Raw genomic sequence first — 13,477 nt, forward strand, 5'->3', positions numbered from 1 at the left:
TAACGCACCTTATTAAGTATTAAAGTCATCCAGCACCAACACACGCAACTCTGTAACGCGCTTGAGAATGGTGTCATTGGTTAAAAATGCCTCACATCTTGCTGCTTGGGCAACAGCAATTTGAAAAGCATCTGGTAATTTCATATTGTATTTTGCGCGTATTTGAGCAGCCTTGAGTGCTATGCTCTGGTTAGTAATTGGCACATACTCAATAGTGTCATTGTTAGTAATCAACTCAATAAAGTATTGCTGTAACTCTGTTTGTCCCAAACTATAAGGACGAACTAAACACTCTGCTAAGGTTACTGGTGAGGCGACGGCTATTAGCGAACTATCTCCAAGCCGCTCAAACACTTGTGTGACAACTGCAAAGTAATGTGGGTGTTGCTCTACAAAGTAAACAACTGGCGCAGTATCCAAAAATAGTCGAGTCACACCTTCTAGACTATCGATGATATTCACTCTTGTTTCCTTAATTCCATTTCTTCAATTTCTGGTTCTAGAGGTTCTCCACTCCTTATGCGTCTGACATATTCCTGAGCATCCATACCTCCCATAAGATTAGGTGCTATTCCAGCAAATTCCATGATATTACGGCGGGGTTTACGTTTAATCTCGCAACGTTGTAGTCTTTGTGTTAAATAAGCAATCAGACTCAATTGCTCATCTGGTGTGAGTGCATCTGCTAGTTGCATGAGATCGATCAAATCTTTAGACATTTTAGATTATCCTCCTTTGTTAAATTTTATCCACACATCATCATAAAATTTTCATCGCTATAAAGATGCGCCAATTTTCAAATTTCCTCATCTTCTTGCATTACTTCATCATTTTCTCTGATTGCTTGTTCAATTTCATCTGAATGAGCATTACTCTTAAGCCCAGGCGTTCACCAAGTCAGCGGCACTAAGATCGGGAAATGCTTCTAAAATACGGGCATCACTCATACCTAAACGGCGATCGCTCACCAAAGACCAAACTGGAATGCGAGTATTTCCGATACAAGCATCACCACCCACGACGCCAGAAGTTTTTTTAATCCCTAGAGAACCGTTGCTTAAAGTTTTAGTTAATATTTGTATAGCTTCGGCTTTCTCAGTTAAATTTAGTGCTAGCAGTTGGTTTTCTAATTCTTTGACTGTCATAGTTAATATTGCTTTGTAACCTGCTTACTACAATTAATAACTACTCTTGTAGTTTTCAAACATACTTTAACATTAACATTATTTGTTGATTATTAATTATTAGCCAAAGTAATAAATAGATTATATTCAATCTAACAGATAAATTATTCGCTACATCCACGTTCAATACCTCTGCTGACACTTCTCGATTTCGTCAATAGGTAATAACAAAGTCTCTTCAATTTCATCCTGTACTTGGGAAGACACTTCAGTGTTATTTAGGCAATCTACCAGCAATGTATTGGCATTGTAATACTGCTGAAGTAATTCTTGCTGCTTTTTACTGAACTGCCAATCATGACCAATTTTGCGATATTTAATTATTACAGCTTTTAATTTTTCCATCCAGGCATAACCATTAGCATCCCACCACTGACCAACACTTTCGATATTTTTATCCAAGTCAGGCACTTCAAGTTGTTTCATTAAATGACTTAAATTATAGCAAATCTCTGGCTCAATAATACGAGTAAGGTAATACGCACGTTCAAGATTAAAAGTAGAGATCCGAGCTAGATCAAAAGCATCAGCAAGGTTATAAGTAAGGGCAAATTGACATAAATTGTGGAGAATAGCATAAGGGTCATGAGTTATGTCGAAATCGAAAGGAGGGCTAAGAATATTGCGGAGGTAGTCAGGAGGAATCTCAAAGTTAATAGCACGAGCTAAATGATATGCTCGGACAGCTGCTGGTTTGTAGGAAGCGTGTTTACAGGAATTTTGGGTAGGAAGTGCTTTTTGATTAACCCATTTGAGAAACTGCTGCAATTCCTGATCGGCAACAAGCTTATCAACTTGTTGCTTCATCTGTTGCAGTAACTTATCGGGATGCTGTGTTATGCTAACTGCTAGCAAAAAAACTTCCTGCCAGCGTTTCTCCGTGATATAGTTAACCAAATTTTGCCAATCATAACTATCAACAAATTTTTTGGCCGTTAAGTATTCCTGAAAAGTCAAATGGGAGAAAGAGTAAATTCCCATTGCTCTCTCCACAAGTAACCCATGTTGCGCTTCAATGGATTTTAGCACCGCCTTACTATCTTGTTTCAATGTTAATCGGTTAGTTTGGGTATTGGGGAAAGTGCGAAGATAATCAGCAATATATTGCTCAACTTCGCTTTGCTCAAAGAAGTAACGACTTTTTTCAAACGTAATTGCTGCTACTTGAGTTAAAAGCTCTATCTTCTGTTCTAAAGACAAATTTCGATAAACTTCATCTCGTTTAATTCCCTTATGTTCATCCCATTTCTTAAGCAGAATATCCAATCCTTGCTCATACAGCTTGGAGCGTTTAGACGGAAATTCCTCTTTTGCTTGAAAAACTAAACAGATCAGATTGAGTAATATCGGTGTAACTACCAATGTTTGGATTGGCTGATTTTCAAGCAGATTCTCAATAAACCGCCTCGCTGTAGCTTCTCCCTCTTTCCGGCTATTTCTAGCAACTGCTACAAACCACTTCTTAGCAAAAGCTTCGACTTGCCCAGAATTAAAATCTGTAACCTCAACCTCGTTGAATCCTATATCCTGAAATCTATATTCATTGGTAGCAATGCGACAGGTTATAATAAACTGATTTTTGAAGTACTTATCAACAAATTTGCGAATTTGTTTGACAACTTCCTTTTCATCTTTTTCTAAAACTTCATCCAAGCCATCCAGTAAAATCAAGGCTTCGCCCAGATTGAGTATAGTTTCAATAACTAATTTATTGGCAATTCCACAATCGCAAAACTCCTCGCTGATATAATTGAGTAACCTAAAATCACTGTCATCTCTTCTAATATCTTCAGCAAAGTTTTTTAGACGGATAAATATGGGTACTCTATTGGGTTGAAACTCGCCCATGTTGCACTTAATCGCTACCCATTGTAAAAACGTGGTTTTACCTGACCCTGGTTTTCCCAGTACCATCAGCTTAGAGTAATGCGATACAGCATCTAACCCTGGTATGCGTTTTTGACGCACTCTACCTAATCCTAGTCTGTCAAAGTCATTTGATTCTGGGTTGAAACCTCGCGCCAAGTCAGAAATATCTCGCCACTGCTGGTTGGTGAGCTGTTCCAAAATATTGACATCGGTGTAGATATCCGCAAGTGCTACTGGTTGAGAAATGTCTAGCATTCGCATGGTATCGCACTGGTGCTGGATTTTTTCGCGGCGCTTTTCCCGCACCTCCTGCACTAGTGCATCAAGATCCGAAGCGCTTTCCTGTAGTTTCTTCTCCTGTACTGCTTGAGTGGTGGGTTTGGCAGCAATCTCATCCCACTCCAGGTTTAATTTCTCACAAATCTCCACAAAATACTTTCGATCAACTCGCTTACCCCGGAAGAATTTGCTAACCGTTTCACGCGAGAACTTTAACTCTTTGGCTAACTCGTTTTGAGTCAAGCATCTATGAGTCAGCGCTTTTTGTGCTAACTCTATTCCGTCTTCTGATACTTGAAGCGATCGCCCTGCCATAGATTATCAACATCACTTGTGCCAATTCTAACTACTCCACTTCAAAGTCTGACATATCTCTGACAAAGACTTACCTAAGTCTGACATACCACAGTCCTTGCGCTGGCTTGTTCTCTGACACCTGTTTACGAACCTAGAAGGGTACAGATACAGCACAACATTCATGGACACTATTATCTTGTGGGTAATTCAAAAATCTGCTGAAGTAACCCTTGGCATTCTAATTCAGAAGCTATTAAGTGATGCCAACACAAAGCGTGCCAGCAAATTCCTAAAACGCCAGATTTTGGGAATTTACTTGAAATGGGTATTACTCAAAACCCCCGTTGATCCCGAAAAACTTCATCAACAGCTATAAGAGTTACAAAGGTAGCTCTATGAAGCGGTGCGTTAGCTGTCGCTAACACACCCTACCGACTGCTACCGACTGCTCAAGTTCACTAATAGGTAATAATAGGGTGTCTTCAATTTGCTGTCGCACTTCAGCAGAAACTTCACAACCACTGTGCAAGCAATCTACTAGTAATTTGTTCGCATTGTAATACTGATGCAGCGATTCTTTCTGTTGTTCGCTTAATTGCCAATCGTCACCAACGTGCCAATACTGAATCATGACTGCTCTGAATTCTTGAGTCCAATTTTTACCATGTACTCTCCACCATTGGTGAAACATCAAACAATTAAAATCTGGATCGGGTAGTTGCTGTTTGAGTTTTTGTAATGATTGTTTGAGTTCGGCATTGCGATCGCGCACTAGATGAAGTAAGATATCCATCTCAAAGAAAACAGTACTCAAATCTGAATGAGCACAGATAATCACACGGGCAAAAGCACGATTAAGATCGCGAGTACAAGCAAAATCAAGGGCAACTGTAGTACTAGGGGCAAAAACTTGACTGATAAAATTATGTTCGCGAGTCAAGCCCAGAGGAAGTTCCAAATCTAAGATAAGTTCCAGGTAAAAAGCACGGAGAATTATTGCTCTAAAACTTGAACAATCAATAGGTTTATAAACCAATTGAGTGGAGTAACTATGTTTTGTCACCCAAAAAAGAAGCTGCTGTAACTTTTCATCTAAACCCAACAGTGCATCTATTTTACGCTTCATGAGCAATAAAAGTTCATCTGCTGGCTGCATCATTTTAGTAGTCAGCACAAAAACTTCGCGCCAACTTTTTAAGTTCATGCGCATGACTGACTGTTTCAACTCTTCTGATGCAAAACTGTGTATTACCCATAGAGCCGTGAAATACTCTTGAAAAGTTACATGAGCAAAAGAATAAAATCCAGGAGTACTTTCGACAAATAAACCATGTTGTGCTTCTAGAGATTTCAGCACTGCTTTACTGTGGGTAGACGCGGAGCTATAAGGTAAACTACATAAATAATTAGCAATACATTCCTCTACTTCGCTTTTGGCAAATAAGTAAAGGTTATTATCAATATTGCTAGCGGCAATTTGACTTAATAAATATATCTTTTGTTCTCCAGATAAATTCCGATATAATTCATCCCCTGAAATGGTTTTTTCTTCATCCCATAAACTCAATAAAACATCTAATCCTTGCTCATAAAGCTGAAAACCTTTCGATGGTATTTTGCCTTTTAATGAGAAAAATAAGCAAGTTAAATTCAGCAACAATGGTGTCTCAGTCATTTCGTTAGAAGGCATTTCTAGCAATTGCTGCTGAAACCGTTGTGCTAATATTTTGCCTTGTTCCCTGTCATTGTGATGAACTACCAAAAAAAATTTGTTGGGAAAAGCTTCTACCTGCTCCTGTTGAAAATCTGCTATTTCAACATCAACAAAATTTTCACAATTAAACTTGTACTTACGGGTAGTAAGGCGACTAGTAATAATATACTGATTTTGCAAATACTTATTGACAAATCTGGTGATATCGTTGACTACTTCATTGTCATCTTCTGCCACTTCATCCAAGCCATCGAGCAAAATCAATCCTCTACCTTGAAGAAGTATAGTTTCAATCACCCATTTATCCGCAATCCCGCAATGCAAAAATTCTTCTTTAATGTAGTTTAATAACCTGTCTTCGCTGTTTTTTCTTTTCGTTTTCAGCGCGAAGTTTTTCAATCGAATAAATATCGGTACTCTGTGTGACTGAAACTCGCCTTGATTGCACTTAATGGCTACCCATTGCAAAAACGTAGTTTTTCCCGCTCCTGATTTGCCAAGTACCTTCAACTTTGAATACTGTAACACAGTATTTAATCCTGGTACTCGGTTACGAATCACTTTGCTTGATACTAATTGGTCAATATTATTTGATTCCGAGTTGGATTGTACAACAGAAGAAACATTCTGCCATTGTAGGCTAGTGTCTTCCCAGAAATTGACATCAGTGTACATATCTGTAATTTCTACTGGTTGGGAAATACCTAGTAGTCGAATCGTGCCACACTGATTTTGAATTTGATTGTATCGTGAAGAGCGAACCTCTTGTACTAGTACATCTATATCTGTTGTACGTTTATGGCAATATGCCATCTGGATTCGCCGTCGCCTACGAGAGGAAACTCTCCTTTTGCGGGTTCGCACGCCTACCAAAGGAAACTTTTCTGCCGCACTGGGCTCACCGCTACGCTGACTCACCGCTACGCATCTACGCCCTACCATACATCTATTAACAGCATTACTTGCGCTAATTCTAACTACTTTACTCTTTAATTGACTTGACCTTAACAAAGACTTTCGTCAGTTTACCCTACTGTTATTTGTTAACATTTCATCAGAAAAATTAATACAACTATTTGCTAGTAAACAGTGATTCTTCATAAATCATAACTAACATTACCCCAAATCTCTAAACAAAGCCGATAATACTATATTAGAAAACAAAAACCCTTCGGGATCGCTTAATAACAACCTTTTTTTATCAATTTTTACCCAATCTTTCTGGTGGTAGGGTTGTAAACACTGCCAGATTTCCTCTACCTTATTGTCGCCCAATTTTTCAGCCAACATGGACAAAGATACACCTTCTTTTAAACGCAACCCCAACATTAGAGTTTCTAACAAAACTTCATCTGGCGGCGTTACATGACAATCAATTACACATCCATTTTCCACCCACTGATAATACTCTTTAGTCTTACGAGGGCGAGTAAACCGCTTACCCTCGATATAACTAGCCGCGCCCATACCAAAGCCATAGTAAGGGCGATTTTCCCAATAAACCCGATTATGGCGACATTGATGTCCTGGTTGGGCATAGTTGGAAATTTCATAATGTTCATAACCAGCTTTTGTTAAAATTTGCTGTGCCATTCGGTACATATTTACTGTGGTTTGATCGCTAGGTAATGGTTGATCCCCTGCTTTATAATAGCGACCAAAAGCTGTACCTGGTTCAATGGTAAGGTCGTATATAGAGATATGAGTGGGTGCGATGGCAACGGCTTTTGCTAGAGAATCCTCCCACCTATCTAAAGTTTGATGCGGTAATCCCGAAATTAAGTCTAAGCTAAAGTCGGGAATCCCCACCTGTCGGATCAAGTCCACAGATGCAAAGATATCAGAGACTGAGTGCGATCGCCCACACATTTGCAATAAGTCTTCCTCAAAAGCTTGTACACCCAAACTTACACGATTTACACCCAAAAATCTGTAGCCTTGGATATGTACTAAATCAAACGTGCCGGGATCAATTTCCATCGAAATTTCTACCCCTGTGGAAATACCAAAACGCTGCTCAAGAGCAGATAATATTTGCGCCAACTGTTGTGTAGACAGCAGCGAAGGAGTACCTCCACCAAAGAAAATTGTCATCAAGGGTTGACCAACTACTGGTGAAAGCGCAATCTCTTGTAGTAACATTTCCACATACTGGGAAATAGTGCCAGATGTTTCACCCCGTAAGTTATTCCCAATCACAGACACAGGAAAGTCACAGTAAAAGCATCGCCGTCTACAAAAAGGAATATGTATATAAGCAGAGTTGGGAATATGAGCATTTATTTTGTCAATCATTGTACGTAAAAATTAAGATGGTGATTTAGAGAATAAAAAATGATGAAATATATTATCTAATTTAGATTTTTTTATATTTTTCCAACAAAAACATGAAAAACAAAAAGCTTAAAAGTATTTAGTTATAATAATTCCATAATCTTGTTGGATTTATTTTCACCAATCCAACCGCAATTATTTCTATTTATATCCTACCGAAGCAATAAAAAATACTTTTATTGATCGGTCCACACAGTTCCACCAAAAACAAGAACATCATGCTAGATGCAATTATCATTCTCTCATTCATGCTAGCAGCCGCAGGGGTAGGGTTCTACAGCACCGAGTTGCTACCCGATGGAACGCTAGACGGTGTAACAAATATACATGCCTTGCGTTTTATCTTCGCTGTTTTTGCCGCTATCATCGGCGGTGCTGCTGGATTGAGATTCCAAACAGGATATCGTCGCTTGGAGGCTCAAGTCAGAGAATTACCACTAGAAGTGATCTTAACTCGTGCGATCGGGTTAGTAATTGGGCTATTAATCGCCAACTTGATGCTTGCTCCTTTATTCTTGCTCCCCATCCCCGCCGACTTTGGCTTTATTAAACCATTAGTGGCAGTAGTAGGTAGCATTATCCTGTCCTATACTGGGATGAACTTAGCCGACGCTCATGGGCGGGGGTTTTTGCGGCTAATTAACCCCAACACCTTGGAATCACTGGTAGTGGAAGGTACACTCAAACCAGCCAGTACCAAAGTTTTAGATACTAGCTGTATTATTGATGGTCGAATAGAAACACTGCTAGAAACAGGGTTTTTAGAAGGACAAATGATCGTTCCCCAGTTTGTCTTGCAAGAATTGCAGCAAGTTGCCGACGCTACCAAAGACCAAAAACGAGTACGGGGCAGACGAGGACTAGAAATTCTCAATCGGATCAAAGCAACATACCCTGACCGTATCGTGATTAATTCCCTAGATTATGACGATATTACCACAGTAGATGCTAAATTAGTCCGTTTCGCTCAAGAAATTAATGCTACACTGCTCACCAATGACTACAACTTATCCAAAGTTGCTAGCGTTCAGAAAGTGAGCGTTTTGAACGTTAACGATTTGGTGAATGCAGTTCGTCCCACCTACTTACCAGGCGACAACATTGACATCAAAATTCTTAAAGAAGGCAAAGAACCCAGTCAAGGGATTGGCTATTTAGACGATGGAACTATGGTTGTCGTTGAAGAAGGTAGTAGTTATGTAGGTGGAGAAATCCGCGTTGTAGTTACTAGTGCTTTGCAAACCTCCGCCGGAAGAATGATTTTTGCTAAACCCCAAGCTTCCGCATTTGCATAAAATGGCACGCCCAATTAGAGTTAAATTTTGTAGTCGGTGCATTCAACCTGCACCGATTCTTTATCGAGTTAAATACGAGGAAGAGGGTGATTGGGTTTTTGTTTGCCCTCAATGTTGGCAGCAGGTAAGTCAAGATAATCCTTTTTATGTTTACGGCGGCACTTGGAAAGCTCAGAAAAATTAGGTGCTAATCGCTAATAGTAGAATTTGCAATTAGTCGGCAATCAGCAGTTAACGCTCATAAATCTCTAAAGGCAAAGCATCGGGATCTTTAAAAAAAGTAAATCGCTTGCCTGTAATTTCATCAATTCTAATATCTTCTACCTCTACACCTTTCGATTTTAAATCCATAACCGTTTGCTCTATATCATCCACAACAAAAGCTAGATGCCGCAAACCACAAGCTTCTGGACTATTAACTCTTTGCGGAGGGTTGGGAAAAGAAAATAATTCAATTTGATGAATATCTCCCACTCGTAAATCTAATTTGTAAGAATTTCTCTGCTCGCGGAAAGTCTCTTGAATTATCGAAAATCCTAACACTTCAACATAAAATTTCTTAGATAGTTCATAGTTAGAGCAAATGATAGCCACATGATGAATTCCAGTAGTTTTCATTTAGTTTTTCCTATTGAAAATTAGTACTAATTGTCATAATATAAAAACTACTACCAGTTTAGACACATTGCAACGTCACACTGTCTGGATAATGGCAATATGTAGTGGTGCTGCTGTTGCCAATTTGTACTACAACCAACCGCTACTAGAGATTATCCAACAAAAGTTTCACGCTTCTGCTCACGCGACTGGGTTGATTCCCATGTTTACTCAGATAGGCTACGCGCTGGGAATTTTTCTGCTTGTTCCCTTGGGTGACTTGCACGAGCGACGCTCATTAATTGTAACCATGTTAGGGCTAACGACAGTAGCGTTGGCAGCAGCAGCAATATCGCCAAGTTTAACTTGGTTGCTTGTTGCATCTTGCGCGATTGGTATTACTACTATTACTGCTCAGTTAATTATACCTTTGGCAGCACAACTAGCTCAACCGCAAGAGCGAGGCAAAGTTGTGGGTATGGTGATGAGTGGTGTACTGATTGGAATTCTTTTAGCAAGGACGATTAGCGGATTTGTTGGTGCTAGTCTAGGCTGGCGGGCAATGTACTGGCTTGCTAGTGGACTGATGGTTGTCTTGGCAGTTACTTTATCTAAATTTCTACCCAAGAGTCAACCATCATTGCAAGTTTCTTATTCCCGCTTGATTGGTTCGTTGTTTCAACTTATGCAGCAAAGAGTGTTGCGTGAAGCATCACTGGCAGGGGCAATGTCGTTTGCAGCTTTTAACGTGTTTTGGAGTACTCTTGTTTTTCTCTTAGCGCAGCCACCCTTTTATTATGGTAGTGAAGTAACAGGTTTGTTTGGGCTGGTAGGTGTGGTAGGAGCAATTGCTGCTCCTTTAGTAGGGAGACTAGCCGACAAGAGAAGCCCCAAGCTAACTGTAGGATTAGGGCTAATCATGACAACATTATCGTTTGTGTTGTTATTATCTTTTAAGTATCAACTATTTGGGTTGATTGTGGGAATAATCTTACTTGATTTAGGTGTGCAAACAACTATGATTTCCAACCAAGCGAGAATCTACAGCTTACCCAAATATTTACACAGTCGCCTCAATGCAATCTATGTCACCTTTTACTTTATGGGCGGAGCTTTGGGATCGTTTCTTGGCACTTATGCTTGGAGTAGATGGCAGTGGCAAGGCGTTTGCTTAGTTGCCTTGATGATGTTAGCAGTTGCTTTCACAACCTTTTTGCCGCAGCAAAGTAATAATGAATCACAATAAAAATCCTCTGCAAATGCAGAGGTTATAATTCCTCAATCCGTGTTCACATAAGCCATTTACACAAAATTAGTAAGCTCTGCGAGCAAATTGGTAGTATAAGAAAATAGCGATAATTGCACCTACAACGGCGACAAACAAACCAGGAACACTTAATGTAGCGCTAGTGATCGTAAAGGCTCCCGTTTGCAAAAAGTTAACTAATGTTCCGCCTAAGATAGCACCAACAATTCCTAAAAACATTGTAGCGAGAATGTTACCACCTTGGTAACCAGGATATATAGCTTTAGCAATAGCACCAGCAATTAGACCTAATACAATCCAAGCAATAAAGTTCATTGTTTTTCTCCTTTGTTCAACTTCGATTTATCTTGTACTCAGAATATCAAGCTCGTTATAATTGCCATAACCATCTCAAGTCAGAGAGCTATTATTGCTAGAGTTAGAACTTAATAGACAATATATTTCTTTTGATCCCCCCGTAATATGTACCTCTTACGGCAATTACAAATTTTGATAAACAAGTGCGATCGCTTACACTGAACTTGCTTAAACTCCTATTCAAGCTGCAATTTCCGACAATTCAGCTTGTGACGACTCGACAATTAGCTCAATGGCTTGATGACGCAGCAGCTCCACAGCCACTTGTACTTGATGCTAGAACTGTAGCAGAGTATGAGGTAAGTCATCTCAAAACCGCCCAACGTATTGATCCCAACCTACCAGAAACAGAAATCACAGCAATGCCAAAAGATACACCCATCGTTGTTTACTGTTCGGTAGGCTACCGTAGCGCTAAAATAGCCCAGCAGATTCAACAAATGGGGTTTTCCCGTGTCTTCAACTTGAGTGGTGGTATCTTTCAGTGGGCAAATGAAGGAAAATCCATCTATAAAAATGGGCAGACAACACAGCTTGTGCATCCCTACAATGCAAAATGGGGGAAACTACTGAAGGTGAAATAATCCATGTCTCGTGTTTCAATTGTCATTCCGACTTTAAATGAAGCGACTACTTTAGAGCCGACATTACGCCAACTCACGTTGCTGCACCCGCAGATGTGGGAGGTGATTGTGGTGGATGGTGGTAGTGAAGATGATACAGTGGCGGTGGCACAGCGTTACGGGGTGAAAGTTTTGCTCTGCCCACAACGGGGGCGCTCGATACAAATGAATTTTGGCGCAAACGCTGCAACAGGAGATATTCTTTGCTTTCTTCATGCTGATACCTCAGTACCACATGATTTGGTGGCTGTAATTGAGCATACCCTGGCTGATGTAACTGCTGCTTGTGGGGGTTTCATTTCTTTGATGGCGGGGGCGCAAACAACTCGCTGGGGTATCTCGCTACACAATTATCTGAAAACTTACTATGCTCCGCTTTTGTTCAAACCTCATTTGTTTTTTCAAGGGTTACGTCTGTTATTTGGGGATCAAGTAATGTTTTGTCGTCGCAGTGATTTTTGGGATTGTGGCGGTTTTGATGAAACATTACCAATTATGGAAGATGGAGATTTATGTCTGAAGTTGGTGACAAAGGGAAGAATTCGTCTAGTTAATCGTATAGTTCAAAGTAGCGATCGCCGCGTAGCAAAATGGGGAAGTTGGAAAGCTACGGCTATTTATCTCTATATCGGAATTCTCTGGGGTATTGGCGTGCCTACTACTTACTTAAAGCAATTTTACCAGGATATTCGCTAATTTTTCGCTTGTAATTTGTCTTTTTCGTCAAAAATCTTGTATTTGCTTTCGCTTTATTCTGTATTCGTAATTACAGCTCATTTCCGTTTCTTTTCTGTTGCTTTTTTTCTATAGATACATATCTGCTAGATATTTATTGCGATCGCCTATATTTAAGATTCAATGTTCTGTATCATTAAAAGCATTTTGGCTAATTTCCACAACAATAATTGAAATACAAAATCATCTGACTTGATTCTTTCTTAATTGTCTACCTCAAGAAAGAGGTTAGATACAAGCAACTACGTAAAAATTAAATAAAAACACTGAATATTCTGTTGCATTTTGTAAACTTTAGGGGTTGAAATCAGAAAAAACAACTAACTGCGAAAGTAAGTTTTGACACATAAGAGCAATCACAAAATAAATTAATCTCTCTTGAGATAATTGTTTTAAGTCCAACTTTGTCAAAAACTATTAAATTATGATTGCTTTAAATCAGTAGTCATTTGTACCAAGTTAACAATTTACACCTGTACAATGAAAGCGACAATAGCAGTCAAAAACAATTGTAATGAGGAGTGGGTCTTGCGCAAAGCAATCAACATACTGTTCTTAACCGAACACAGATACCGTAGAAACACTAATATATATGAGTAAGACGGTTCATATATACTTAGTAAAGAATCAAAAAAAGTTCGCGTCTAGTTATTTTTAGGGAGGTTGAATCAAAAAATATCAACACGTAAGTCAATGTGTACTATCGGACAAGTAGTTAGACTAAAAACAAAGAGTGCATACTGCCACTAATGGCATCTTATCAATTCCACTTAATGTTTTCAATCGTTGTAAAAATTAATTCGAGCGTCTCAAATTCCGTCGCTTCATTTGATCGGGTGCAACTATCATTCTTATATAAGGTGTCAAAAAGCAGTTCAAAGCTTCTTGTTTGTTGTAGGTAACTAAGAAGCAAGTAACTTGATGAT

14 protein-coding genes are annotated in these 13,477 nt (G+C 39.3%); 6 read left to right on the forward strand and 8 right to left on the reverse strand.

The features are described from left to right. Window positions 1-12: 12 nt before the first annotated feature. The 4 genes from ICL16_RS32935 to ICL16_RS32950 all read right to left on the reverse strand — a co-directional run bounded on the left by ICL16_RS32935 (window position 13) and on the right by ICL16_RS32950 (window position 3,647). On the reverse strand, window positions 13-462 hold the full coding sequence (locus tag ICL16_RS32935; protein ID WP_190835786.1) for a PIN domain-containing protein: 450 nt from the start codon (window positions 460-462) through the stop codon (window positions 13-15). Continuing rightward, window positions 459-719, reverse strand: coding sequence for a hypothetical protein (locus tag ICL16_RS32940; protein ID WP_190835787.1), 261 nt, complete (start codon window positions 717-719; stop codon window positions 459-461). Before ICL16_RS32940 ends, ICL16_RS32935 begins: the two co-directional genes overlap by 4 nt. A gap of 156 nt (window positions 720-875) precedes the next feature. Beyond that, window positions 876-1,145: a DUF433 domain-containing protein gene (locus ICL16_RS32945; protein ID WP_337907174.1), complete on the reverse strand. Its 270-nt coding sequence runs from the start codon at window positions 1,143-1,145 to the stop codon at window positions 876-878. Between the two features lie 162 nt (window positions 1,146-1,307). Then, entirely contained in the window at window positions 1,308-3,647 is a 2,340-nt protein-coding gene (locus tag ICL16_RS32950) for an NACHT domain-containing protein (RefSeq protein ID WP_190835788.1), read from the reverse strand. Between the two features lie 163 nt (window positions 3,648-3,810). On the opposite strand from ICL16_RS32950, the gene ICL16_RS32955 reads away from it, so the two are divergent. Continuing rightward, entirely contained in the window at window positions 3,811-4,005 is a 195-nt protein-coding gene (locus ICL16_RS32955; protein WP_190835789.1) for a hypothetical protein, read from the forward strand. Between the two features lie 42 nt (window positions 4,006-4,047). On the opposite strand, the gene ICL16_RS32960 is transcribed toward ICL16_RS32955, so the two are convergent. Together ICL16_RS32960 and hemW are read right to left on the reverse strand one after the other, a co-directional pair. Further along, complete coding sequence (locus ICL16_RS32960; protein WP_337907175.1) at window positions 4,048-6,261, reverse strand: NACHT domain-containing protein; 2,214 nt, start codon at window positions 6,259-6,261, stop codon at window positions 4,048-4,050. Window positions 6,262-6,459: 198 nt separating this feature from the next. Continuing rightward, window positions 6,460-7,638: a radical SAM family heme chaperone HemW gene (gene hemW / locus ICL16_RS32965; protein ID WP_190835791.1), complete on the reverse strand. Its 1,179-nt coding sequence runs from the start codon at window positions 7,636-7,638 to the stop codon at window positions 6,460-6,462. A gap of 257 nt (window positions 7,639-7,895) precedes the next feature. On the opposite strand from hemW, the gene ICL16_RS32970 reads away from it, so the two are divergent. Both ICL16_RS32970 and ICL16_RS32975 read left to right on the forward strand, forming a co-directional pair. Next, a complete protein-coding gene (locus ICL16_RS32970) occupies window positions 7,896-8,972 on the forward strand; it encodes a PIN/TRAM domain-containing protein (protein WP_190835792.1) in 1,077 nt (358 codons plus the stop codon). 1 nt (window position 8,973) lies between these two features. After that, window positions 8,974-9,156, forward strand: coding sequence for a hypothetical protein (locus ICL16_RS32975; protein WP_190835793.1), 183 nt, complete (start codon window positions 8,974-8,976; stop codon window positions 9,154-9,156). A 47-nt stretch (window positions 9,157-9,203) separates the two neighbouring features. On the opposite strand, the gene gloA2 is transcribed toward ICL16_RS32975, so the two are convergent. Next, window positions 9,204-9,590 carry an SMU1112c/YaeR family gloxylase I-like metalloprotein gene (gene gloA2, locus ICL16_RS32980; RefSeq protein ID WP_190835794.1) on the reverse strand — a complete coding sequence of 129 codons (387 nt, stop codon included), beginning with the start codon at window positions 9,588-9,590 and terminating at the stop codon, window positions 9,204-9,206. Between the two features lie 67 nt (window positions 9,591-9,657). Here gloA2 and ICL16_RS32985 point away from each other — a divergent pair, with 67 nt between their 5' ends. Continuing rightward, complete coding sequence (locus ICL16_RS32985; RefSeq protein WP_238361061.1) at window positions 9,658-10,815, forward strand: MFS transporter; 1,158 nt, start codon at window positions 9,658-9,660, stop codon at window positions 10,813-10,815. 66 nt (window positions 10,816-10,881) lie between these two features. Here the strand turns inward: ICL16_RS32985 and ICL16_RS32990 are convergent, their stop codons facing one another. Further along, on the reverse strand, window positions 10,882-11,151 hold the full coding sequence (locus ICL16_RS32990) for a GlsB/YeaQ/YmgE family stress response membrane protein (RefSeq protein WP_190835795.1): 270 nt from the start codon (window positions 11,149-11,151) through the stop codon (window positions 10,882-10,884). A 185-nt stretch (window positions 11,152-11,336) separates the two neighbouring features. Between ICL16_RS32990 and ICL16_RS32995 the strand changes: the two genes are divergently transcribed. Together ICL16_RS32995 and ICL16_RS33000 are read left to right on the forward strand one after the other, a co-directional pair. Continuing rightward, window positions 11,337-11,777, forward strand: coding sequence for a rhodanese-like domain-containing protein (locus tag ICL16_RS32995; RefSeq protein ID WP_190835796.1), 441 nt, complete (start codon window positions 11,337-11,339; stop codon window positions 11,775-11,777). A gap of 3 nt (window positions 11,778-11,780) precedes the next feature. After that, window positions 11,781-12,512 (forward strand): TIGR04283 family arsenosugar biosynthesis glycosyltransferase, encoded by a 732-nt coding sequence (locus tag ICL16_RS33000; protein WP_190835797.1) that lies wholly within the window; start codon window positions 11,781-11,783, stop codon window positions 12,510-12,512. The last annotated feature ends 965 nt before the right edge of the window (window positions 12,513-13,477 follow it).

The organism is Iningainema tapete BLCC-T55, from assembly GCF_014698965.1.
Classification (GTDB): Bacteria; Cyanobacteriota; Cyanobacteriia; order Cyanobacteriales; family Nostocaceae; genus Iningainema; species Iningainema tapete.